This window comes from Hyphomicrobium sp., assembly GCF_035572195.1.
Classification (GTDB): Bacteria; Pseudomonadota; Alphaproteobacteria; order Rhizobiales; family Hyphomicrobiaceae; genus Hyphomicrobium_B.
The window spans coordinates 37,919-58,765 of sequence record NZ_DATNBA010000138.1; the positions used below are offsets into that span (position 1 = coordinate 37,919).

19 protein-coding genes are annotated in these 20,847 nt (G+C 60.6%); 13 read left to right on the forward strand and 6 right to left on the reverse strand.

Features of this window, described 5'->3' with window-relative positions; all coding sequences use genetic code 11:
- Positions 1 to 99: 99 nt before the first annotated feature.
- From cydB to VN623_RS11965, 3 genes are all read right to left on the reverse strand, one after another.
- Positions 100 to 1,116, reverse strand: coding sequence for a cytochrome d ubiquinol oxidase subunit II (cydB, locus tag VN623_RS11955; protein ID WP_325571217.1), 1,017 nt, complete (start codon positions 1,114 to 1,116; stop codon positions 100 to 102).
- A 3-nt stretch (positions 1,117 to 1,119) separates the two neighbouring features.
- A complete protein-coding gene (locus VN623_RS11960) occupies positions 1,120 to 2,529 on the reverse strand; it encodes a cytochrome ubiquinol oxidase subunit I (RefSeq protein WP_325571218.1) in 1,410 nt (469 codons plus the stop codon).
- 93 nt (positions 2,530 to 2,622) lie between these two features.
- Complete coding sequence (locus VN623_RS11965; protein WP_325571219.1) at positions 2,623 to 4,977, reverse strand: protein kinase domain-containing protein; 2,355 nt, start codon at positions 4,975 to 4,977, stop codon at positions 2,623 to 2,625.
- 233 nt (positions 4,978 to 5,210) lie between these two features.
- Here VN623_RS11965 and VN623_RS11970 point away from each other — a divergent pair, with 233 nt between their 5' ends.
- The 4 genes from VN623_RS11970 (at position 5,211) to VN623_RS11985 (ending at position 7,881) form a co-directional block, all read left to right on the forward strand.
- Positions 5,211 to 5,858: an FHA domain-containing protein gene (locus VN623_RS11970; protein ID WP_325571220.1), complete on the forward strand. Its 648-nt coding sequence runs from the start codon at positions 5,211 to 5,213 to the stop codon at positions 5,856 to 5,858.
- A gap of 112 nt (positions 5,859 to 5,970) precedes the next feature.
- On the forward strand, positions 5,971 to 6,750 hold the full coding sequence (locus tag VN623_RS11975; RefSeq protein WP_325571221.1) for an FHA domain-containing protein: 780 nt from the start codon (positions 5,971 to 5,973) through the stop codon (positions 6,748 to 6,750).
- A gap of 7 nt (positions 6,751 to 6,757) precedes the next feature.
- Positions 6,758 to 7,546 carry a PP2C family protein-serine/threonine phosphatase gene (locus VN623_RS11980; protein ID WP_325571222.1) on the forward strand — a complete coding sequence of 263 codons (789 nt, stop codon included), beginning with the start codon at positions 6,758 to 6,760 and terminating at the stop codon, positions 7,544 to 7,546.
- A 170-nt stretch (positions 7,547 to 7,716) separates the two neighbouring features.
- Positions 7,717 to 7,881, forward strand: a complete 165-nt coding sequence (locus VN623_RS11985) for a hypothetical protein (RefSeq protein ID WP_325571223.1) — start codon at positions 7,717 to 7,719, stop codon at positions 7,879 to 7,881.
- Between the two features lie 101 nt (positions 7,882 to 7,982).
- Here VN623_RS11985 and VN623_RS11990 read toward each other — a convergent pair whose 3' ends face one another.
- Together VN623_RS11990 and VN623_RS11995 are read right to left on the reverse strand one after the other, a co-directional pair.
- Positions 7,983 to 8,261, reverse strand: coding sequence for a DUF5985 family protein (locus VN623_RS11990; protein WP_325571224.1), 279 nt, complete (start codon positions 8,259 to 8,261; stop codon positions 7,983 to 7,985).
- On the reverse strand, positions 8,258 to 8,518 hold the full coding sequence (locus tag VN623_RS11995; RefSeq protein WP_325571225.1) for a DUF5985 family protein: 261 nt from the start codon (positions 8,516 to 8,518) through the stop codon (positions 8,258 to 8,260). Before VN623_RS11995 ends, VN623_RS11990 begins: the two co-directional genes overlap by 4 nt.
- 62 nt (positions 8,519 to 8,580) lie before the next feature.
- Between VN623_RS11995 and VN623_RS12000 the strand changes: the two genes are divergently transcribed.
- The 7 genes from VN623_RS12000 (at position 8,581) to hrpB (ending at position 17,099) form a co-directional block, all read left to right on the forward strand.
- A complete protein-coding gene (locus VN623_RS12000; protein WP_325571226.1) occupies positions 8,581 to 8,886 on the forward strand; it encodes a hypothetical protein in 306 nt (101 codons plus the stop codon).
- 336 nt (positions 8,887 to 9,222) lie between these two features.
- Positions 9,223 to 10,899, forward strand: coding sequence for a formate--tetrahydrofolate ligase (locus tag VN623_RS12005; protein WP_325571227.1), 1,677 nt, complete (start codon positions 9,223 to 9,225; stop codon positions 10,897 to 10,899).
- Positions 10,900 to 10,929: 30 nt separating this feature from the next.
- Positions 10,930 to 11,664 (forward strand): peptidase, encoded by a 735-nt coding sequence (locus tag VN623_RS12010; RefSeq protein ID WP_325571228.1) that lies wholly within the window; start codon positions 10,930 to 10,932, stop codon positions 11,662 to 11,664.
- Positions 11,665 to 11,909: 245 nt separating this feature from the next.
- The gene (locus VN623_RS12015) at positions 11,910 to 12,953 is read left to right on the forward strand and encodes a class 1 fructose-bisphosphatase (RefSeq protein WP_325571229.1); all 1,044 of its coding nucleotides are present in this window, start codon (positions 11,910 to 11,912) and stop codon (positions 12,951 to 12,953) included.
- A 45-nt stretch (positions 12,954 to 12,998) separates the two neighbouring features.
- Positions 12,999 to 13,874 carry a phosphoribulokinase gene (locus VN623_RS12020; RefSeq protein WP_325571230.1) on the forward strand — a complete coding sequence of 292 codons (876 nt, stop codon included), beginning with the start codon at positions 12,999 to 13,001 and terminating at the stop codon, positions 13,872 to 13,874.
- Positions 13,875 to 13,910: 36 nt separating this feature from the next.
- Entirely contained in the window at positions 13,911 to 14,582 is a 672-nt protein-coding gene (rpe, locus tag VN623_RS12025) for a ribulose-phosphate 3-epimerase (protein WP_325571231.1), read from the forward strand.
- Positions 14,583 to 14,627: 45 nt separating this feature from the next.
- A complete protein-coding gene (gene hrpB / locus VN623_RS12030; RefSeq protein ID WP_325571232.1) occupies positions 14,628 to 17,099 on the forward strand; it encodes an ATP-dependent helicase HrpB in 2,472 nt (823 codons plus the stop codon).
- A gap of 15 nt (positions 17,100 to 17,114) precedes the next feature.
- Here hrpB and VN623_RS12035 read toward each other — a convergent pair whose 3' ends face one another.
- On the reverse strand, positions 17,115 to 18,119 hold the full coding sequence (locus VN623_RS12035; RefSeq protein ID WP_325571233.1) for an NAD-dependent epimerase: 1,005 nt from the start codon (positions 18,117 to 18,119) through the stop codon (positions 17,115 to 17,117).
- Between the two features lie 258 nt (positions 18,120 to 18,377).
- Between VN623_RS12035 and VN623_RS12040 the strand changes: the two genes are divergently transcribed.
- Both VN623_RS12040 and VN623_RS12045 read left to right on the forward strand, forming a co-directional pair.
- Positions 18,378 to 19,934, forward strand: coding sequence for a DUF2793 domain-containing protein (locus VN623_RS12040; protein WP_325571234.1), 1,557 nt, complete (start codon positions 18,378 to 18,380; stop codon positions 19,932 to 19,934).
- A gap of 16 nt (positions 19,935 to 19,950) precedes the next feature.
- Positions 19,951 to 20,631 carry a hypothetical protein gene (locus VN623_RS12045; RefSeq protein ID WP_325571235.1) on the forward strand — a complete coding sequence of 227 codons (681 nt, stop codon included), beginning with the start codon at positions 19,951 to 19,953 and terminating at the stop codon, positions 20,629 to 20,631.
- The last annotated feature ends 216 nt before the right edge of the window (positions 20,632 to 20,847 follow it).

Here is a 20,847-nt window from a genome sequence, read left to right on the forward strand (position 1 = left end):
TTCGCGTTCGATCATTCTGGAAAGAATGATGGCAGACCTTTGTCGCAAACGTGGGCGCTACCCTGCGATTGCGCGTCTGATGCGGAATTGCGAGGCGCGTCAGTGGTATCCCTCGCCCTGGCGCACCTTGCCCCGGAACGTCCAATACACAAAAATCGTATAGCCAAGGATGATTGGCAGCAGCAGCAAGGTCCCAACCAGCATGAACATCTGTGAGCTGGGGGCTGCGGCCGCCTGCCAGACGGTGAGCGAGTCGGGCACGAGATACGGCACGTTCGAAATCAGAAGACCAAGCAGCCCGAGCAGAAACAGCGCGACCGCCGATATGAACGGCTGCGCATCGAAGGAGATGTTTTCTATGCCTTGCCAGCAGTATCGCGCCGCAGCCAAAGTCAGCAATGGAATTGGTGCAAGATAGAGGATATTGGGCCAAGCGAACCAGCGTTCCGCGATACGCGGTACCGAGTAGGGCGTCCAAAGGCTGATGGCGACAATCGACGCCAGCATGAGCATCAGTGCCGGTTTGGCGGCATTCCTCGCCCAGTCTTGCAAGTCGCCGTCGGTCTTGTAGATCAGCCACGTTGTGCCGAGCAGTGCGTACGCGGCGACAAGCCCCAAGCCGCAAAATAGTGCAAACGGCGTCAGCCAGTCGAACGTACCACCGGCGAAGTGCTGGTCTTGAACGGTAATGCCTTGCAGAAGCCCGCCAAGCACGACGCCTTGCGCGAAGGTGGCGACAAGCGCGCCCCACGCGAACGCCAAATCCCAGAACTCGTTCTTGGGTTTCGACACCCATCGGAATTCGAACGCGACGCCGCGGAAGACCAGGGCCAGCAGCATTACGATGATTGGAATATAGAGCCCCGACATGATGATGGCGTAGGCCTTCGGAAAAGCGACGAACAATCCGGCGCCGCCCATGACGAGCCACGTCTGATTGCCGTCCCAGAACGGCGCGATGGTGTTCATGATCACGTCGCGCCGTTCTTCCCGCGGCTCGACATGAAAGAGAATGCCAAGGCCAAGCCCGAAGCCGTCAAGGATGACGTAGAGCGTCACGGCGACTGCGAGAATTGCGGCCCAGACGAGCGGCAGCCAGTATGCTAAAAGATCCATGAGTTACTTCCCTGGTCTCAAGGCGCTACGGGTGGCTTCCTGCGCAGCGGCGAGGGGCCGCGATCCGAGAGTATCTTCCGGATGGGTATCGGGCTCGATGGCCTTTCCTTCGGGGCCTTTCTCGATCAACCTGTTGATGTAGAGAATGCCCATCGAGAAAACGCTCGAATAGATGAGCACGAATAGGATGAGCGAGGTCAGCACCGCACCAAAGGCGACGGGCGACACCGCATCGACGGTCCGCAATACGCCGTAGACGACATAGGGTTGCCGTCCGGTCTCAGTCACCCACCACCCGCAAATGATGGCAATGAACCCGAGCGGCCAGGCATACGTCAGCGGCTGCAAAAACCAGGTCGCATCGAAGAGCTTGCGCCGCCACCACAGGAAGGCGCCGATGGCGCCGATGGTGATCATCAGAAGCCCAATGCCGACCATCCCACGGAAGGCGAAGAAGACCGGCAACAGTGGCGGCCGGTCCTCGGGCTTGAAGTCCTTCAGGCCTTTGAAAAGCCCATTCGGATCATGCCTGATGATCAGACTGCCGAGGTTTGGTATCGCCAATTCCAAATGGTTGGTCTCGGCCTTTGCATCGGGCCAGGCAAAAAGTATGAGAGGCGCGGGCTTGCTGCCATCCCAGTGCGCTTCCATTGCGGCGACCTTGGCCGGCTGATGTTCCGCCGTATTGAGGCCGTGCTGGTCGCCGATAAAGAGCTGCAATGGCGCGAGAATTGCAACCATGCCGAGCCCCATCCGTATCATGGTCTTCGCTTCTTGTTCGAAACGCTTCGCAACAAGATAGCGCGCTCCGACCGAGAGCACGACGAGCGATGTCGTCAGATACGCCGCCGTAAACATGTGCGCGAAACGGTACGGGAAACTCGGATTGAAGACGATTTCGTACCAGCTGAGCGGATAGGCGATGCCGTCTCTCATCTCATATCCCGTCGGCGTCTGCATCCAGCTGTTGGCGGAAAGAATCCAGAAAGCCGAGAGCGACGTGCCGACCGCCACCAGGATGGCCGAAAGCACGTGCAGATTCGGCGGCACGCGCTTCCAGCCGAACAGCATGATGCCGAGGAACGTGGCTTCCAGAAAGAAGGCCATCATCACCTCGTATCCGAGAAGCGGGCCGATGATATTGCCCGCGACCACGGAAAAGCGGCTCCAGTTCGTCCCGATCTGATAGGACAGCACGATGCCGGAGACGACGCCCATGGCGAACGATACGGCAAAAATCTTCGTCCAGAAGCGCGCCAGGCGATGGAAATGATCCTGTCCGGTCATCCGCCAGCGCACGAGCAGCGTCGCGATGAACGCGGCCAAGCCAATCGTGAAGCTCGGGAAGATGATATGAAAGGTGATCGTGAAGCCGAACTGGATGCGCGCCAGCATGATGGCATCGACGTCCATAAGGGAAGTCCTCCTGAGACTCGAAGCGGGACCGCATCATGCAGCGATCCGATCGGCCCGTCGAGGCACCCCGGCGGCGTTATGCCAAAGAAATCAGTTGCCTTGCGCGATCTGCGGGTCCGGGAGAGACCAAAGCCGGATGACGCCATCCTGGCCGCCTGTAACCAGCGTGCGGCCATCGTTAGTGAAGGTCAGCACTGTGGCGCCGGAGCCGATGCCGTTGAGGGACCAGAATGAGTGCGGCCGCTTCAGGCTTCTAAGCCGCACCACACCGTCCTCGGACGCTGACGCCAAAAGGTCGTCATAGCTCGAAAACGCCAGCGCGGTGATGCGCGTGTCATGTCCGCTGAGCGTGCGTTGCACGCGATACGAATTGACCGACAGCAGCTTGATTGTGCCGTCGAGGCTACCGGCCGCCAGCGTCGCGTCGTCGGGCGAGAAGGTTAACGCCGAAAGAAAATCGGAGCTGTTGCGATACGTACGCCGTGTCTCGCGTGTGTCGAGATTCCACAACCGGACGGTGCGGTCGGCGCTGCCTGATGCGAGCCAGTGGCCTGAGTGATCGACGGCGAGAGCTTGTACCGCGCTTTCATGACCTTCGAGCAGCGCTGCCGGTTGGCTTTCCGACGACGTCTCCCAGAGCGCCACGGTCCAGTCGTGGCTGGCGGCCGCAATACGATCCTCCGAGCCGATGAACGCCGCCGCCCAGATCCGCGCGTCGTTGCGCTTGAAGCGGTAGAGCCGTTGCTTCGTGTCGAGATCGTAGAGAGCGACGGTGCCGTTGGCGTGTCCGGTAATGGCGCGATTGTTGCGCACCACCAGCGACGTCGCGGGTCCGTCTTCGAGCGCTATCGTGCCTTTTGCGTCGTGCGTATCGAACGACCAGAGTTTGAGTTCAGGCTGGCGCGACGTCGTGACGATCAAGCGGCCGTCGCCAGTGAGGCTTAAGCTTTCGACCGGGCCGTCGTATGCCTTGATCTCGGCGGATTCCGTCAGTGACAGATCGACGTTTGCGGTGGTGGTCGAAATGGCGCCGGTGGTGATGCCAGCCGTGCCCGGAACAGCGAGAATTCGCGCCAACCGGTCATGGAATGCGATCACGACGCCAGCCAATGCCATCGCAACAATGAGCTTGGTCCTGAGGCCACGCGTCAGCGGGCGGCTTCGCGATACGTCCGGTTTCGGTCGCAGCCGTGGTTTCGAGCGCAGTTTTTCTGCCGCCACTCGCGGTGGCGGAAGCGCTAAAATCTTGTCGGGCGCTTTGGCCTTTTCAGGCTTCGGCTTTTCGACCTTTGGTTTTTCGAGTTTGGGTTTCTCGACTTTCGACTTGTCGGCGGTCGGCGATTTCTTCGCAACGACCGGCGGCGGCGAAGAAGGCGGCCCGTTCGAGAGCGGCTTCTTCAGCGCGTCGACAAAATCGAGAAGGCCGCCTTTCGGGCCGGGTGCATCCGGTGGCGGTGGAACCGCACCAGCGGTAATTGGCTCAGCCGCACGCTGCGCCTGATCCCGGCGGCGGCGTACTTCCGTCTTTTCCTTGAAGCGCTGGAGGATGCCGGGCTTTTCAGGCTCCGGCGCCAGCAAAGTGGCGCGCCATGCCGCGACCGATTTTGGCCGACTGTCGACGGCGAGCGCCAGGGCTTGCTGGATGGCGTCGAGGAACGAGGCGCGATAACCGCCGAGCGCCGCTTCGCGAACCGGCACCATCTCGTCCTTCAGCATACGGGACGGTGAATCGGGCGGCCGCTTGCCTGTGACGGCGTGATAAAGCGTCGCCGCAAAGGCGTAGATGTCGGTCCACGGACCCTGCTGACGGCTCGTCTCGGCGTACTGCTCGTAAGGGCTGTAGCCGGGCTTGACGAGGGCCGACACGGTTTTGGTTTTTGAATGCGCGGCGATGTCGCTGCGCGCTGCACCGAAATCGATCAGCACCGGATCGCCGGCGCTGCGGATGATGATGTTGTCGGGCGCAATATCACGATGCAGGAAGTCGGCTTTGTGAATTGTTTCGAGTGCGTCGAGCAGCGGCGCGACGATCGCGTCGAGTTCTTTCTGCCGCGGCGCGCGCCCCAGCGTCTTCAGCCACGACTTGAGGCTCTGACCTTCCTCGAAATGCAGCACCATGTAGGCGGTGTTGTTCGCCCGGAAAATCCGATGCACCTTGACGATGTTGCCGTGATTGAACCGCGCGAGCGTCTGCGCCTCGTCTTCGAAACGATCGAGTCCCCAGTTGTAGTCGCTTGTGCAACCGTTCGACCGGGGCGTCGCCTTGAGGTTTTGTGACCTCACCGCGAAGTCGCTCGGGAAATACTCCTTGATGCTGACCTTGCGCGACAGTGCTGTCTCATCGGCGAGATAAGTGACGCCGAAGCCGCCCGCGCCGAGGACGCGCACGATTTTATAATCGCCCGCAAGCTCAGTGCCGTCAGGTAAAGCGACAAGCTGCGTCATGGTCCCCGTGCGCGATTGTTCCGTGCGCTTCGGTTATGTGTCCCTGATGCCAGACCGTTGACGGCCCGCCAGCCTGAATCTCGTATTCTCCGCATTGCCCGCATGCCGGAAGAATGTGGCGGCTCGACGGGCGATGAACCCAAGATGAATAAATCCCGAATGTGTCTCTTTCCGGCCATGTTACCGCCGCCATCAATAAGCCAAATCGCAACAGCGCGACCGGGACACGAATCATGACGCACGCGCGTCGGCTGAAATTTGCAAACGTGATGGCAATTACGTCGATTCTGCTTGCAGTAGCAGTCTTGACTTCTCCGGCTTATGCCTTCGACACGGTAAGTGCACGAGAGATCAGCGAGACGCTTACGAAAATTTCGACCGCCGCGATTTTCGAAGGCTATCGCGCCGCTCCGGCGCTGATGCTTGGTCTCGCTCTCGCAATCGGATTTCCGATGCTTACCCTCTTGGCGCGAATCACTCGGCCTCTGACCCGTTCCCGCGACGCGACTCGCCGCTATAGGCCGGGGCGCGATAAAGATTTAGACGCCAAAATCGCAACAGCAACGAATGGTCGCGGCGGTCACCCGTTCGTCGAGATCGAGGCCGGCGGTACGGGCATGCGCTGTGCCATTCAGCGCGATATGCTGCGCATCGGCCGCGAGGATGATAACGACATTCGCATCCCGAACGGTTCAATCCACCGCTATCACGCCGCAATCCATCGCGAAGAATATGACGACTGGCACATAACGGATCTTTCGGGCGTCGAAGGCAATGGGCTCATCGTCAACGGCCGGCGCTGCTGCGAGGCCCGCCTCACCGACGGCGATCTGATCCAGCTTGGACCTGGCCGGCTTCGCTTTCGAGACGGCTTCGCCTGACGCGCCGCTTTGCCGACACTTGTCCCAGGTTCGTATCCATGCGTTTGCGTGACATCGCACTTTTCCCGGCACGGGGTGGCTCGTGCCTTTCAAAGCATGAGGAGACGGTAGCATGGCCATCGAGCGGCGCGAGACGACTGCCGGCAATGAGGCAAAAGGCATGAAGGCGCACAAATTTCTTGGTTCCCTGAAAGATGCGCTTATGGCCGCCGGCCGCGAAGATACCGCCGTGCCACCGGCGGTGCCGCCAGCCCTGCCGGCCAATGGTGCGAGCGACGACAAGATTGCCGTTCCGGCGCCTGCGAAGCCCGCGAGCCCGAGCGCCGAAGAAGCGGCTCGCTTGGCGCGCCTTGAACCGGCGCCGAAAATTGAAAATGCCCAGCCGTCCGCTGTTGTCGAACTCGACTCCCCACCGACGACCCGTGTCGTCCGCCCGGCCGGTAAAAAGGTTGAAAAGCTCGAAGAGGCTGAAGCCCCGCCTCGCACGGTGCTGGTACGAGGACGGCAAAAAATCGCGCATAGTGCCTTTGAACGCGACCCCGCGGTCGGCTTCCTGGTCCTTGTCGGCGGCCCTGGTCTCGGGTCATTCCGCCCGATCTTCGAAGGCAATAACACCGTTGGCCGGTCAACTGAAAATCGCATCCCGCTCGATTTCGGCGATGACGCGATCTCAAACGAGGCTCAGGCCTACATTCGCTACGATTCGAATGATCGGTCTTTCCTCTTTGTACCAAACCTTGCTAAAACCAACGTCGTCTCCGTGAACGACAAGCGCCCGACGGGTCCTGTGCCGTTGCAGCCGATGGACGTCATCACGATCGGACGCACGCAGGTCGCGTTCCTGCCGTTCTGCGGGGCCGACTTCGACTGGTCCGAGATATCCGAAACCTAAGGATCGAATGCCGCCGTTCGAGCATGCTGTCGCCGCAACGCGCGGAGCCCGCGACTATCAGGAAGACACCGCTGCCTTCTGGCCGGATGGCGGCGAGGCCGTGCGTTTGTCGAGCGACGGTCCGAGCTATGATCAGGGCGGCTTTGCCGTTCTCGCGGATGGCATGGGCGGTCACGCCGGCGGCGCCGTTGCAAGCCGCATGGTGTGTGAGAATTTTCTCAAGTCCGCCGCCGATCATTCGGGCTCCGTCACCGACCGTTTAATGGCTGCGTTACGTGCAGCGAACGGCGCCATCGCCGCGAAGATCGAGGAAAGCCCGCTGCTCGCCGGCATGGGGTCGACGCTGGTCGGCACGGCCTTCGGCGCAAGCGGCGTGGAATGGGTCAGCGTCGGCGACAGTCCGCTGTTTCTCTTTCGTCGCGGTGAGGTCGCCGTGCTGAACGAAGACCACTCACTTGCTCCCGAACTCGACCGTCTCGTTGCGGAAGGGCGGCTGACAGAAAAGGAAGCGCGTCGCGATCCGCGCCGTCACATGCTGCGTTCGGCCGTGACCGGAGAAGAGATCGACCTCATCGATGTCTCGCGCCAGCCGCTGGCGCTCGAAGCCGGTGACTACGTGGTGCTCGCTAGCGACGGCATCGCGACGCTGGAGCCGGCCGAACTGGCTCGCGTAATCCAAGGCTATGCGACGGACGGCGCGGCCGCGGTCGCCAACGCCATTATTCGTGCGATCGAAGCACTGCGCGAACCCTATCAGGACAACGCCACCGTGCTCGTCGTCAGACCGGTTGCGTGAAGCAATCGGCGTTCATTGTCTTAGGCTCAATTTGATCGCGGCGGATATCCGGCGAGAGCCGGTCTAGCTTACGGAAATGTATGCCCGCCGTCAGAAACCGGCAAAGGGCTTCAGGTATTTACCCCTGCTCAACGGTTGTCATAACCGTGAAAAGCGAAGGAGAAATACATATGATTTCCAAGATTCTCAGTGGCGCACTGCTCGCCGGCTTCATGTTGTCCGTCGCGGCTCCGATCGTGGCTGTTGCCGCCGATGCTCCGAAGACGAAAGCAGATTGCAAGAAAGCGAAAGACATGAAGTGGGACAAGACGACGAAGTCTTGCGTGAAAAAGTAAGCTCAACCCATTTCAATTGCACCGAAGCAGCGGGTCCGCAAACCCGCTGCTTTTTTTTGCGGGCAAGCCTAGCTCTGCGACACCAGCGAAAACGCCGCGTCTCATTTGTCGAGCTTGCGAGGCCAGTTCTTTTGCGCAATGGCGAAGATAATCACGATGAATGTCGCAAGCCGCGCAAGATAGAAGAACGGCTGGTGTTCATCGGAGATATGGCCGAGGCTAAGGGCAAGACGCGTCAGCGCGTCCATCGCGAATGCCACGGAAAACCAAAGAAACAAACTGTCGCGTGACTGTCGCCAGAAGCGCAGGAAGAAGAGTGCCGCAACAAGCGATGCCGTTGCGGCCGCGCCAAGCATCACCGGATTGAGCTCTGTCGTCATTCCGTATCCCATATGAGACCATAAAGGAGAACCGCCATCGACAGGAGCACGGTGGCGTTGCGCCAGAGCGATAAGTCGATATCGGCGGGAAGGATCAGCTTGTCGACGACCAACAGCAAATTGTTGATCGTCAGTCCAACAAAGCAAAGTCCGCTCCACAGCAGGAGCCGGTATCCGCCGCGGCGGTAGCCTTGCAGCAGAAGGTAGGCGCAAGTCAGCGCGGTCAGGGCACATAAGCCATAAATGATCGCAGCCATCACGAGCGCTCCTTCCGAATTTTGAAGGCATCGGCAAATTCTCGGAGCCGGCGCGGCTTTGTATGGATCAAGTTCGTCACCTGAATGAGATGGCGAGAATAGGTGTCGGCGAGACGGTCGACCATCTGGCGCTGCTCGTCGGACTGTCCCGCGAAGCGGTAGAGATGGTCGTTGCAGTGGAGGAGTCCGTCGGTGCAGAGACGATCAAGCACATTCGCGGCATCGGCTTCGCTGATATACAACCGCTTCGCGGCGGCCTCGGCCGTCCAAGTCTCTTCGGGATTTCGGCGGAGCAACAGCAGTGCCTCGAGCTGAGCAATCGAATCGATATGCCTGAGGATGAAGTCACGGAGGTTCTCAGGGATTAGGTCATCCGCCAATGGGACGAAGTCCTCCTCGGGCAAGTGCTAGAAGGCGGGCCAAAGTGGCAATCGAATGCTTTAACTTGCCATCCCCATCAATGGCCGCGCAAGTCCGGTTGCCGCGTTTCCGCCATTCGCGGGTCTGTTCCGGGCTGCATCGAGAGTTTCCAGCTCATCGCCCCAGGGCAGAGGCAACTCCCTTCCCGTGCCACCGTTCCTGCCAGATCGCTCTGGCGTCGGATTTTTTGGCGCAGGTGCTTGGCGCGCCCCTCACGACAGTCCAATATCCCGCCGCCCCGGCTCGTCCGCCCGCCAACTGCAATCCCCTGGAGGAAAATACCTGTGGCCGTGAAGTCTGACATCGAAATTGCGCGCGAAGCAAAATTAAAGCCGATCGCTGATGTGGCAGCCAAAATGGGCGTGCCGGCTCAGGCGCTCGTCCCCTACGGTTGGACCAAGGCCAAGCTTACCTTCGACTACATTAACCAGATCCAGGGAAACAAGGACGGCAAGCTGATCCTCGTTACGGCCATCAGCCCAACGCCGGCCGGCGAAGGCAAGACGACGACTTCGGTCGGCCTCGGCGACGGCCTGAACCGCATCGGCAAGCGCGCCATCATCGCACTTCGTGAACCGTCGCTCGGCCCCTGCTTCGGCAGCAAAGGCGGCGCGGCGGGCGGCGGCTACGCCCAGGTTGTGCCGATGGAAGATATCAACCTGCACTTCACCGGCGACTTTCACGCCATAACGAGCGCCCACAATTTGCTGTCGGCGCTGATCGACAATCATATCTACTGGGGCAATGCCCTTGGCATCGACGAGCGCCGCGTCACCTGGAAGCGCGTGCTCGACGTCAACGATCGCGCGCTCCGCTCGATCGTGAACTCGCTCGGCGGCGTCTCGAACGGCTTTCCGCGCCAGGACGGCTTCGACATCACGGTTGCCTCGGAAGTGATGGCCATTTTCTGTCTGTCGAAGGATTTGAAGGATCTCGAGAACCGCCTCGGCAATATCATCGTCGCCTATACGCGAGACAAGAAACCGGTCCGCGCCCGCGAGTTGAAAGGTGACGGCGCCATGACGGTTCTGCTGAAGGATGCGCTGGCGCCGAACCTCGTGCAGACGCTCGAGAACAACCCCGTCTTCGTTCACGGCGGGCCGTTTGCCAACATCGCGCATGGTTGCAATTCGGTGCTGGCGACGAAAACGGCTCTGAAGCTTGCCGATTACGTGGTGACCGAAGCCGGTTTTGGTGCCGACCTCGGGGCCGAGAAATTCTTCGACATCAAGTGTCGCAAGGCCGGCATCGCACCATCCGCCGTCGTCATCGTTGCGACGGTCCGCGCTCTGAAGATGCACGGCGGTGTCGCCAAGGATGATCTGAAGGCTGAGAACGCGGCCGCTGTTGCAAAAGGTTGCGACAACCTGAAGCGTCACATCGAGAACGTCAACAAGTTCGGCGTTCCGGCTGTCGTCGCGGTCAACAAATTCATCACCGACACAGACGCGGAAGTCGCGGAAGTCCAAAAGGCCGCCGAGAGCATGGGAACAAAGGCGTTCCTGTGCACGCACTGGTCCGACGGTGGCAAAGGCACCGAGCAACTCGCCCACCACGTCGTCAAGGTCATCGATGAGGGTAAGGCGAACTTCAAACCGCTTTATCCCGACGACATGAAGCTGCGTGACAAAGTGAAGACGATCGCACAGGAAATCTACCGCGCCGCGGATATCTCTTGCGATGCCACCGTCGAAAGCCAGTTCAGGGATTTCGAAGCCGCCGGCTTCGGCCATTTTCCCGTTTGCATGGCGAAGACGCAGTATTCGTTCACGACCGACCCGACGAAGCGCGGCGCGCCGACGGGTCACATCGTGCCCATCCGCGAGTTGCGGCTGTCGGCCGGCGCCGAGTTCATCGTTGTCGTCACGGGCGAGATCATGACGATGCCGGGCTTGCCGCGCGTGCCATCTGCTGACTCGATCCACCTGGACGACAAGGGCCAGATTCAAGGCTTGTTCTAGGGCGCCTGCCTTACCGAGGACGAAAGAAGAATGACCTATGCCGTGGCGCTCAGGCTCGAGCACGGCTTGGTGTTCGCGGCAGACACGCGCACCAATGCCGGCATCGACAATATTGCGCAGTACCGCAAGCTGCAGCTCTGGTGCATCGAGGGCGATCGCGTCCTCGTGCTCTTGGGCTCCGGCAATCTCGCGCTGACGCAATCTGTTGTCAGCCTGCTCGATGAGGCCATGGCGGCGGAGCCTAGCGAAGGCGTCGCCACACTTCTCAATGCTCCGAATATGTATCGTGCGGCGCGTGTGGTGGGTGATGCGCTCCGCGAGGGTCGGCGCATCGACGGAGCGGCGCTCGAAGCCAGCAAGCTCGGATTTTCGGCGAGCTTCATCTTCGGCGGTCAGATCAAGGGCGAGCGCCCGCGCCTGTTCCAGATCTATCCGGAGGGCAACTTCATCGAGGCAACCGACGACACGCCGTTTTTGCAAATTGGCGAACACAAGTACGGCAAGCCGATCCTCGATCGTGTGGCGCGCGCCGACATGCGCCTTGGCGAAGCGGCCAAGCTGATGCTGCTGTCGTTCGACTCGACGCTGCGATCGAACCTCTCCGTCGGCATGCCGATCGACGTGCTGATCTATGAGCGTGACTCTTTCAACGTCACGCGCGGCAAGCGGGTCGGCGCTGATGACGAGTATTTCCGCAATCTCTCGTCAGCTTGGTCCGAGGCGCTGAGGCAAGCGGTCTCGAAAATCGAGGAATTCAAGGTCTAGTCTGGAGCAATGACCCATCCGTCGGGGGCGAAGCGGCCGATTTCGCCGTTGGTGATAAAAATGGTCAGGACTTCCGGTCCTGCCTCTCGGCGTCGCCGCCGGCTATGTTGCAGTCCAGCAAAATGCGCGACAGACTTGTCTATGCATAGCGCACGAGCGTGGCGCTGCCGGCTCGCTTATCCGACTTAAGTAGGCTTAGATAGACGGACTGACGCACGGCGCCGGTTGGCCGGTGGAAGGGTGTAATGGGTCTCGCGACGCTTAAAGAGTTTTTGACGGACTGGACGCTGGAGGGCCGCACGCGCGGCGCGGTTGCGGAAACGGTCCTCGCACTGGCGGAGACAAGTACCAGACTTTCCGAGTTTGTCGGGCGCGGCGCGCTCGGTGGCAAACTGGGCCGGGTCGTCGCGCGGGCCGGAGAAAGCGACGAGCAAAAAGAAATCGACGTTGTGGCCAACAACATGATCGCCGAGGCGCTGAAATCGGCGCCGGTCGCAGCTTTGGCATCGGAAGAAGAATTACTGCCGAGAGCTTTGCAAGCCGACGCGCCGTTGCTGGTTGCGATCGATCCGTTCGACGGATCCTCGAACGTCGACGCCAACGTCTCGGTCGGTACGATCTTCTCGATCTTGCCGAGCCATCCGACGTCCTCTGGCGAAGCCGCGTTTCTTCGCCCCGGCTCTCACCAGCTTGCGGCAGGCTTCTTCGTTTATGGGCCGCAAACGGTGCTGGTGTTGACAGTCGGCACTGGCACGCACGTGTTCACCCTCGATAAGGCGACGCGCACCTACCACATGACGGCGCGCAGCGTTGCCGTGCCGCCCGAGACCAACGAGTACGCGATCAACTCGTCCAACGCCCGGCATTGGGACGAGCCCATCCGCATCTACATCCACGACTGCGAGAACGGCGCCAACGGTCCGCGCGGGCGGGACTTCAACATGCGATGGACGGGTTCGCCCGTCGCCGACATCTATCGCATCCTCAGTCGCGGCGGCATCTATCTCTACCCGGGTGACCGGCGCAAAGGTTTTCAGCAGGGACGCATTCGGCTGATCTATGAAGCCAATCCATTGAGCTGGATCATCGAGCAGGCAGGCGGGCGCGCATCGGCCGGAAAGGAACGCGTGCTCGACGTTGTGCCGGTCGCTTTGCACCAGAAAACACCGTTGATATGCGGCTCGCGCGAGGAAGTCGATCGCGTCATGCGCATCTACAGTGGTCAGGAATTCAAGGGCGAACGCTCACCGTTGTTCGGCCGCCGCGGCTTGTTCCGGGCGCTCCCATGATCGCCAGTTCCGTGTCCCCAGCAGAGAGGTATTGAGCCAAGTTCGATGTCGATCAAGCATCCAATCATTTCCGTCACCGGCTCGTCAGGCTCAGGCACAACGTCTGTCCGTCAGACCTTCGATCAGATTTTCCGGCGCGAGCACGTTAGGGCCGCGTTCGTGCAGGGCGATGCGTTCCATCGCTACGATCGCTGCGGCATGGAAAAGGCCATGGAGCTGGCGGCCAAACGCGGCAATCTGAATTTCAGTCACTTCGGCGCCGATGCCAATATGCTCGATGAACTCGAGAAGCTTTTCCGCACCTATGCCGAAAACGGCACGGGAATGACGCGCCTCTATGTCCACGATGTCGAGGAGGCGCGCGCCATCGGTGCCGCGATCGGCTCCTTCACGCCGTGGACCGAAATCGAACCGGAAACCGATCTTCTGCTTTATGAGGGCCTGCACGGCGCCGTCGTGACCGGCGATACCAACATCGCCCAGCACGCTGATCTGAAAATCGGCGTGGTGCCGGTCATCAATCTCGAGTGGATTCAAAAAATCCAGCGGGATCGTACCGAGCGCGGCTACACGACGGAAGAAGTGACGGAAGCGATTTTGAGGCGCATGCCGGACTATGTTAAGTACATCTGTCCGCAGTTCACCCAAACCGACATCAACTTCCAGAGAATTCCGACGGTCGATACGTCGAACCCCTTCGTTGCTCGCTGGATTCCGACACCGGACGAATCCATGGTTATCATCCGTTTCAAGGAGCCGCGTGGCATCGATTTCGCTTATCTCTTGTCGATGCTCCCCGACAGCTTTATGTCGCGTGCCAATTCGATCGTGATCCCCGGCAGCAAGCTCGATCTTGCGATGCAGCTGATCTTGACGCCACTCATTCTGCAGCTCGTCGAACGCCGCCGCCGCGTCTCGTGACGTGACGCTCTCGAAGTAAGGTTGAAAGGTTTGCCCGTGACGCGCCCATTGCTGATCGCTCCATCGATCCTGTCTGCCGATTTCGGCAAGCTCGCCGACGAAATCCGCGCGGTCGACGCCGCCGGGGCCGATTGGATCCACTGCGATGTGATGGATGGGCATTTCGTGCCGAACATCACGTTCGGGGCGCCCGTTATCAAATCCGTGCGCGGCGCCTCAAAGAAGATCTTCGACGTGCATCTGATGATCGCGCCGGCCGATCCTTTCCTGGCGGACTTTGCGGCGGCCGGTTCCGACATCATCACCGTACACGCCGAAGCCGGTCCACACCTCGATCGCTCGCTGCAGGCCATTCGTGCGCTGGGCAAGAAAGCCGGCGTCTCGCTCAATCCGTCAACGCCCGCCAGTGCCATCGAGCATGTGCTGGATCGCGTCGATCTCATTCTGCTGATGACGGTCAATCCCGGATTCGGCGGCCAATCATTCATCTCGGTCATGCTCGAAAAAATCCACCAGGTGAAGGCGCTCGTCGGTGCGCGCCCAATCGATATCGAAGTCGATGGCGGGGTGACACCCGAGACCGCGCCGCTCGTCGTCAAAGCCGGAGCCAACGTTCTCGTCGCCGGATCGGCCGTGTTCAAAGGTGGAACCGAAGCCAGCTACGCGGCCAATATCGGCGCCATTCGCAAGGCGGCAAAAGCTGGGTGAGCACCGCCCGGCCTTGAAATTCGCCGGCGCGCATTTCGAGACGCCATGAACCGACCTAGCTTTTCAGCGCCGTTGCCGATCGATGCCGTGCTCGATGACGTGCGCGGCGTGCTCCGCGCCAATGGAGCAGCCGTCCTCGTCGCGGCGCCCGGAGCTGGCAAGACGACGCGCGTGCCCCTCGCACTTCTCGATGAGCCGTGGCGGGGGAAGCAAAAAATTCTGGTTTTGGAGCCGCGTAGAATTGCGGCGCGTGCCGCGGCCGAGCGAATGGCTGCCACGCTCGGCAGCCGCCTCGGCGACGACATTGGTCTCAGAGCCCGGCTGTCGTCGAAGACCAGTGCGCGCGTCGCCGTCGAAGTCATTACCGAAGGCGTATTCACGCGAATGATTCTTGACGATCCCGAGCTGAAAGGCGTCGCGGCGGTTCTCTTCGATGAATTTCACGAGCGCTCCCTCGACGCCGACCTCGGCTTGGCGCTGGCGCTCGACACGCGCGCCGCGCTGCGCCCAGATCTCAAAATTCTCGTGATGTCGGCGACGCTGGAAGCGGCGCGGGTTGCAAAGCTGCTCGGCGACGCGCCGGTGGTGGTGAGCGAAGGCCGCGCCTTCCCCATTGAGACGCGCTATGCGGGCCGGCGCGGTCAGCGCATCGAGGACGATATCGTCGACACGATCCGGCGCGCCGTCGCGCATGAGACGGGTTCGATACTCGTCTTCCTGCCCGGACAGGGCGAGATCAATCGCGTTGCGGAACGCCTGTCCGAGCAGTCACTTTCGCCGTCGATCGACGTCGTGCCGCTTTATGGCGCTCTCGATCCCACGGTGCAGGACCGCGCCATCGCCGCGGCTGAAACCGGACGCCGCAAAATCGTTCTTGCGACGTCGATCGCCGAGACCTCGATCACCATTGAAGGCGTTCGCGTCGTGATCGACAGCGGCCTCGCGCGCGTACCGCGCTTCGAACCGGACGTCGGCATTACGCGGCTGGAGACGGTCCGTGTTTCGCGCGCTTCGGCTGATCAGCGGCGGGGCCGTGCCGGCAGGACAGAGCCTGGCGTCTGCTACCGGCTTTGGGACGAGCCCGAGACGCAGGGTCTCGTGCCGTTCGCCGAGCCCGAGATCAGGTCGGCGGATTTGTCGGGGCTTTTGCTCGATTGCGCCGAGTGGGGAACCAACGACCCGCGTTCGCTCGCATGGCTCGATCCGCCGGCGGAGGGCGTTCTTGCCGCGGCACGTTCGGGCCTTCAGGACATCGGCGCGCTCGACGACGCGGGGCGCATCACCGAGGAAGGCCGCCGCCTCAGAGCTTTGCCGCTGCCGCCAAGGCTGGCCCGAATGGTGCTCAAGTCCGGCGAGCAGGGTGCGGCCGCGACGGCAGCCGATCTTGCGGCCATCCTCGTCGAGCGAGGTATCGGAGGCAACGATGCCGACCTTGGCGTTCGGCTAGAAAACTTCCGCCGCGATCGCTCACGACGCGCGGAAAACATGCGCGCGCTGTCACGGCAGTGGGCCCGCGCCGCCGCAACGCCAGTCGAAAGCGATGCCACCCCCGCGTCGCCCGCCGCGCTGCTGGCGCTGGCTTATCCGGAGCGTATTGCGAAGAATCGCGGCAAGCGCGGCAGCTTTCTTTTAGCCAACGGGCGCGCGGGCATTCTCGATTTGGCTCATCCTCTCGCCGCGGCGCCGTATCTGGTCGTCGCGGAACTTCAGGGACGGGCGGCCGCGACGCGGATCGTACTCGCCATCGGGACAGATGAAGCGGAGATCGCAACCTTCGCCGCCGATCGTATCGAGACGAGCGATGAGGTGCTCTTCGATGCCGAAGCGCGTGCGGTCAGGGCGCGCCGGGTGCGCCGGCTCGGGGCCATCGCGCTCTCGAGCGAAGCGCGGCGGCTTCGCACCGGCGAAGACGTCTCAGCGGTTCTTGTCCGCGGTATTGCGGCGCTTGGAGCCAACGCCTTGCCGTGGTCAAAGACCCAACTTCAGCTCCGCAACCGCGTTGCGTTTCTCAGTGCCGGCGACAGCGAATGGCCCGACCTTTCGGATCGGGCATTGACGGCAAGCCTCGATCAATGGCTCGGCCCTTATCTTGCCGGTAAGACACGCCTCTCCGACGTCGACGCAGCCGTGCTCGACCAAGCACTGAATGGCCTTCTGACTTGGCCGATGCGGCAACGGCTCGACGCCGAGGCTCCGACGCACTTCGAAGCGCCGACCGGCAACCGGTTCGCGCTCGACTACGAGGGAGCCGGCGCGCCGGCGCTGCACATTCGCGTCCAAGAACTTTACGGTTTGAAACAGCACCCGGCCATCGCGCGCGGGCGTCTCCCGCTGACGCTCTATCTTTTGTCGCCGTCGCATCGGCCCATTCAGATTACGCGCGATCTGCCGGGCTTCTGGTCCGGGTCCTGGGCGGCGGTTCGATCCGATATGCGCGGCCAATATCCAAAGCACGTTTGGCCGGACGACCCGGCTCATGCCGCGCCGACGACACGGGCCAAGCCGCGCGGCACTTGAAGTCACGCGTCAGCTTTACTTGTAGTAGGACCGATACCAGGCGACGAAGCGTTCGATGCCCTCGGTCAGCGGCGTCGAAGGCCTGAAGCCGACGTTGTGAACGAGATCATCGATGTTAGCGAACGTCTTCGGCACGTCGCCCGGCTGCATCGGCAGAAAGACTTTCTTGGCTTCACGGCCGAGCGCCGTCTCGATCGCGGCGATGAAATCCATCAGCTCGACCGGATTGTTGTTGCCGATATTGTAAAGCCGGTAGGGAGCCGACGACGTTGCCGGGTCGGGCGCGTCGCCGTTCCAGTTCTGATTGGGTTCGGCTATCTTGTCCGCCGTGCGCAATACGCCGTCGACGATGTCGTCGATGTAAGTAAAATCGCGCGCATGATGGCCGTGGTTGAAAACCTCGATCGGCTCGCCTGCGAGAATTTTCTGGGTGAAGCGAAAGAGCGCCATGTCCGGCCGGCCCCACGGTCCGTAGACGGTGAAGAAGCGCAGGCCCGTCACCGGAAGCCCATAGAGATGCGCGTAAGCGTGTGCAGCGAGTTCGTTCGATTTCTTCGTCGCGCCGTAGAGGCTCAAGGGGTGGTCGACATTGTCGTGCACGCTGAACGGCATGGCGGTATTGGCGCCGTAGACCGAACTCGATGACGCCAGCACGAGATGCTGCACGTTCGTGTGGCGGCAGCCTTCGAGGACGTTCTGCGTCCCGACGATGTTGGAATCGATATAGGCGTTGGCGTCGGCGCTACCGGGACGAACGCCCGCCTGCGCCGCGAGGTGGATGACTTTGTCCGGGCGCTCCGAGTTGAACAGTTTCGCCATCGCGCCGCGGTCGGCAATGTCCTGGCGATAAAACGTGAAGCCTTTCCGGCCTTGAAGGATTGCTAGCCGCGCTTCTTTGAGGCTCGGGTCGTAGTAGCCATTGAGGTTATCGACGCCGACGACGGTTTCGCCGCGATCGAGCAGGCGCACAGCCGTATGAAAGCCGATGAAGCCGGCGGCTCCCGTAACCAGAAATTTCATAGTGCTGATCCTCGCCAGCCCGCGTTCGCAGGCGGTCAGATACGTGGTGGGCAAAGAACTGAAGTCCTTCTCGCGGTTTAGCCGCTCCACCGGCGCTGTCAATCAGAGGCCGGGTCACGGCGGCGGCATGTGGTCTCACTGTCGCGGTTTTGAGTGGGTGAACGGCCGCACAGAAACCGATCGCAAAAAACTTATCCCCGCAGGTCGCAGCCGCTTTATCTTAGGCGGAGGGAGGTTCGATCAGGATTTTGCGTACGCATGAACGAAACGGCGAACCTCTCACTGCCCTACATTCTTGCTTCCCAGGCCCAGAAGCATGTCACGCACAATGAAGCCATCCGCGCCCTCGATTGCCTGGTGCAGCTCTCGGTTGAAAGCCGGGTTCTGACGGGTCCGCCGGCTTCCCCCGTAGAAGGCAGCCGGTACGTGGTTGCAGCCGGCGCTAGCGGTGCGTGGGCGGGCGAGAGCGATAAGATCGCAGCCTTCCAGGACGGCGGCTGGTCCTTCTACGCGCCGAAGGATGGCTGGATCGCTTGGGTCGCCAGCGAGAACATCCTGATCGTCTACGATTCTGCGACTTGGTCGCCGGTCACGACGGGCGGTGGAGGCGGCGGAGGTGGCGTCACGGATCATGGCATGTTGACGGGTCTAGCGGACGACGATCACCTGCAGTATCTCACCGAGGGTCGAGGCGATGCCCGCTATACCCCGATTGATCCGGTCACTCTCGGCGTCAACTCGGCCGCCGATACGACCAACAGGCTTGCGGTGTCGAGCCCAGCTTCGCTGTTCAATCACGACGGCAACGGCCACCAGGTTAAGATCAACAAGAACTCGGGGTCGGATACAGCGTCATTCCTGTTTCAGGACGGCTTCTCTGGCCGCGCCGAAATCGGCCTGACCGGCGACGACGACTTTCATTTCAAGGTGAGCCCCGACGGCTCCGCATGGTTCGACAGCATCCGGATCGATCGCACGACGGGTAAAGTATCGTTCCCCGCTGCGGGCGCGGCTCGCGAACTGCTGACGGCAAACCGCACCTACTACGTCCGTACCGACGGAAGCGACAGTAACAACGGGCTCACGAACACATCGGGCGGCGCATTTCTGACGATACAAAAGGCAATCGATACCGCCGCCACGCTCGATATTTCGATTTACAACGTCACGATTTCGATCGCTGACGGCACCTACACGATAATCTCGCCGATCCTCGGTAAGTCTGCCGTGGGCGCAGGCGAGATTTGGCTTGTCGGCAATGAAACGACCCCCGGCAATGTCGTAATCACAAGTTCCACGGCACTTGGTTCGGCGGCTGGTTTGCTCGCATTCCCGTCACTCAAAACCACTTATCGCGTTCGCGGCGTCACGTTGCAGTCAACGGCGACCAATCATGGAATATACGTCGATGGGACCTCCGTCATCTGGATAAGAAAAATCGTTCTAGGTTCTGGTTTGTCGGATCAGTTACGTGTGTCGTTGGGCGGCTCAATTAATATCGAAGGCGACTATTCTATAACAGGTGGCGCGGTAAGGCACTTTATTGCCAATACCTTCGGAAACATCAATGCTGTTACAAATTCTCTGACAATTACTCTTGTGGGAACCCCGGCGTTCTCCTCAGCGTTCGCGGCTGTGACGACTATCGGCGCGGTCCAATGTTCCGCGGGCTTAGTAACATTCAGCGGGAGTGCGACGGGCGTTCGCTACTCAGCAACGCTCAATGGCGTTGTCAATTCGTTTAGCAGCGGGAGTGCGAATTATTTTCCAGGCAACTCGGCGGGCTCAACCGCGACGGGAGGGCAGTACGCGTAGACGCGTGCGGCGTCTGGTGGTAGCAGACGAATTCTGGGAGATGGGGTTCACCGTGGCGATAGTATCGTTCTCAAAGAAGTTTATCTTCGTAAAGACGGCGAAGACCGCCGGAACTTCAATTGAGGTTTTTCTGTCTCAATATTGCTCCGGCGCCGACATTGTAACTCCGATATTTCCTGCAAATCCAAGCCACGTTCCTTGCAACTTCACCTCACAAGGCGCGACCACCTTCTACAATCACATGCCCGCCGTCGAGATTAGGCAAGCGTTGGAGCCAGAACAGTTCTCGACATTTTTCAAATTCTGCTTTGAGCGACATCCGATTGACAAGTGTCTGTCGCATTTTGCCATGCTGCTGAATTCTCCCGGTCATCAAGCCGAAGGCAATCCGAAGACGTGGGAAGATTATTTAGAACGCGGAGTCTTCCCGAACAATTCACCGATTTACACGGATGAGGGCGGGAACTTACTCGTTGACCGAATCTACAAGTACGAAGAGCTAGCGCAGTCAATCAAAGACGTCTGCGCCGAAATCGGCGTTTCTGGGGCTGAGCTCACTGTCTTCGAGAAGGCCGGTTTTCGACACAGGGTTCCTGAGTTTGCGACTGTCATGCGTAACGCTGCTCAGAAAGATAGGATTATGAAGGCCTTCGAGAGCACCCTTCGCTTCGTCGATTACGTCGCGGCGGCAAAGTAAAATGCTATCGACTCCCCATAACTGGATTTACATTCACGTCCCTAAAACCGGCGGAAACTCTGTTCAAGAGGTGCTTCTGCCGTTCTCGGAATCGACGGTTTCTAGATCTCTACGATACATGTGACGTTGCCGCGCGAATGTGCAGAGGGCATGTTCGTATATCCGATAGTCCGCCACATTCAGCTTCTTGAAAGCGCCTGCGAGAGAGGCATCCAC

Excerpts from the sequence above, each read along its gene's own strand:
- VN623_RS11985 (WP_325571223.1), top strand. The coding sequence starts at position 7,717 with ATGATTTCCAAGATTCTCAGTGGCGCACTGCTCGCCGGCTTCATGTTG.
- VN623_RS11960 (WP_325571218.1), bottom strand. The coding sequence starts at position 2,529 with ATGGACGTCGATGCCATCATGCTGGCGCGCATCCAGTTCGGCTTCACG.
- cydB (WP_325571217.1), bottom strand. The coding sequence starts at position 1,116 with ATGGATCTTTTAGCATACTGGCTGCCGCTCGTCTGGGCCGCAATTCTC.
- VN623_RS12035 (WP_325571233.1), bottom strand. The coding sequence starts at position 18,119 with ATGAAATTTCTGGTTACGGGAGCCGCCGGCTTCATCGGCTTTCATACG.
- VN623_RS12010 (WP_325571228.1), top strand. The coding sequence starts at position 10,930 with ATGACCTATGCCGTGGCGCTCAGGCTCGAGCACGGCTTGGTGTTCGCG.
- VN623_RS11995 (WP_325571225.1), bottom strand. The coding sequence starts at position 8,518 with ATGGCTGCGATCATTTATGGCTTATGTGCCCTGACCGCGCTGACTTGC.
- VN623_RS11980 (WP_325571222.1), top strand. The coding sequence starts at position 6,758 with ATGCCGCCGTTCGAGCATGCTGTCGCCGCAACGCGCGGAGCCCGCGAC.
- VN623_RS11965 (WP_325571219.1), bottom strand. The coding sequence starts at position 4,977 with ATGACGCAGCTTGTCGCTTTACCTGACGGCACTGAGCTTGCGGGCGAT.
- VN623_RS12000 (WP_325571226.1), top strand. The coding sequence starts at position 8,581 with ATGGATCAAGTTCGTCACCTGAATGAGATGGCGAGAATAGGTGTCGGC.
- VN623_RS11990 (WP_325571224.1), bottom strand. The coding sequence starts at position 8,261 with ATGACGACAGAGCTCAATCCGGTGATGCTTGGCGCGGCCGCAACGGCA.
- VN623_RS11975 (WP_325571221.1), top strand. The coding sequence starts at position 5,971 with ATGGCCATCGAGCGGCGCGAGACGACTGCCGGCAATGAGGCAAAAGGC.
- VN623_RS12015 (WP_325571229.1), top strand. The coding sequence starts at position 11,910 with ATGGGTCTCGCGACGCTTAAAGAGTTTTTGACGGACTGGACGCTGGAG.
- VN623_RS11970 (WP_325571220.1), top strand. The coding sequence starts at position 5,211 with ATGACGCACGCGCGTCGGCTGAAATTTGCAAACGTGATGGCAATTACG.
- hrpB (WP_325571232.1), top strand. The coding sequence starts at position 14,628 with ATGAACCGACCTAGCTTTTCAGCGCCGTTGCCGATCGATGCCGTGCTC.
- VN623_RS12020 (WP_325571230.1), top strand. The coding sequence starts at position 12,999 with ATGTCGATCAAGCATCCAATCATTTCCGTCACCGGCTCGTCAGGCTCA.
- VN623_RS12040 (WP_325571234.1), top strand. The coding sequence starts at position 18,378 with ATGAACGAAACGGCGAACCTCTCACTGCCCTACATTCTTGCTTCCCAG.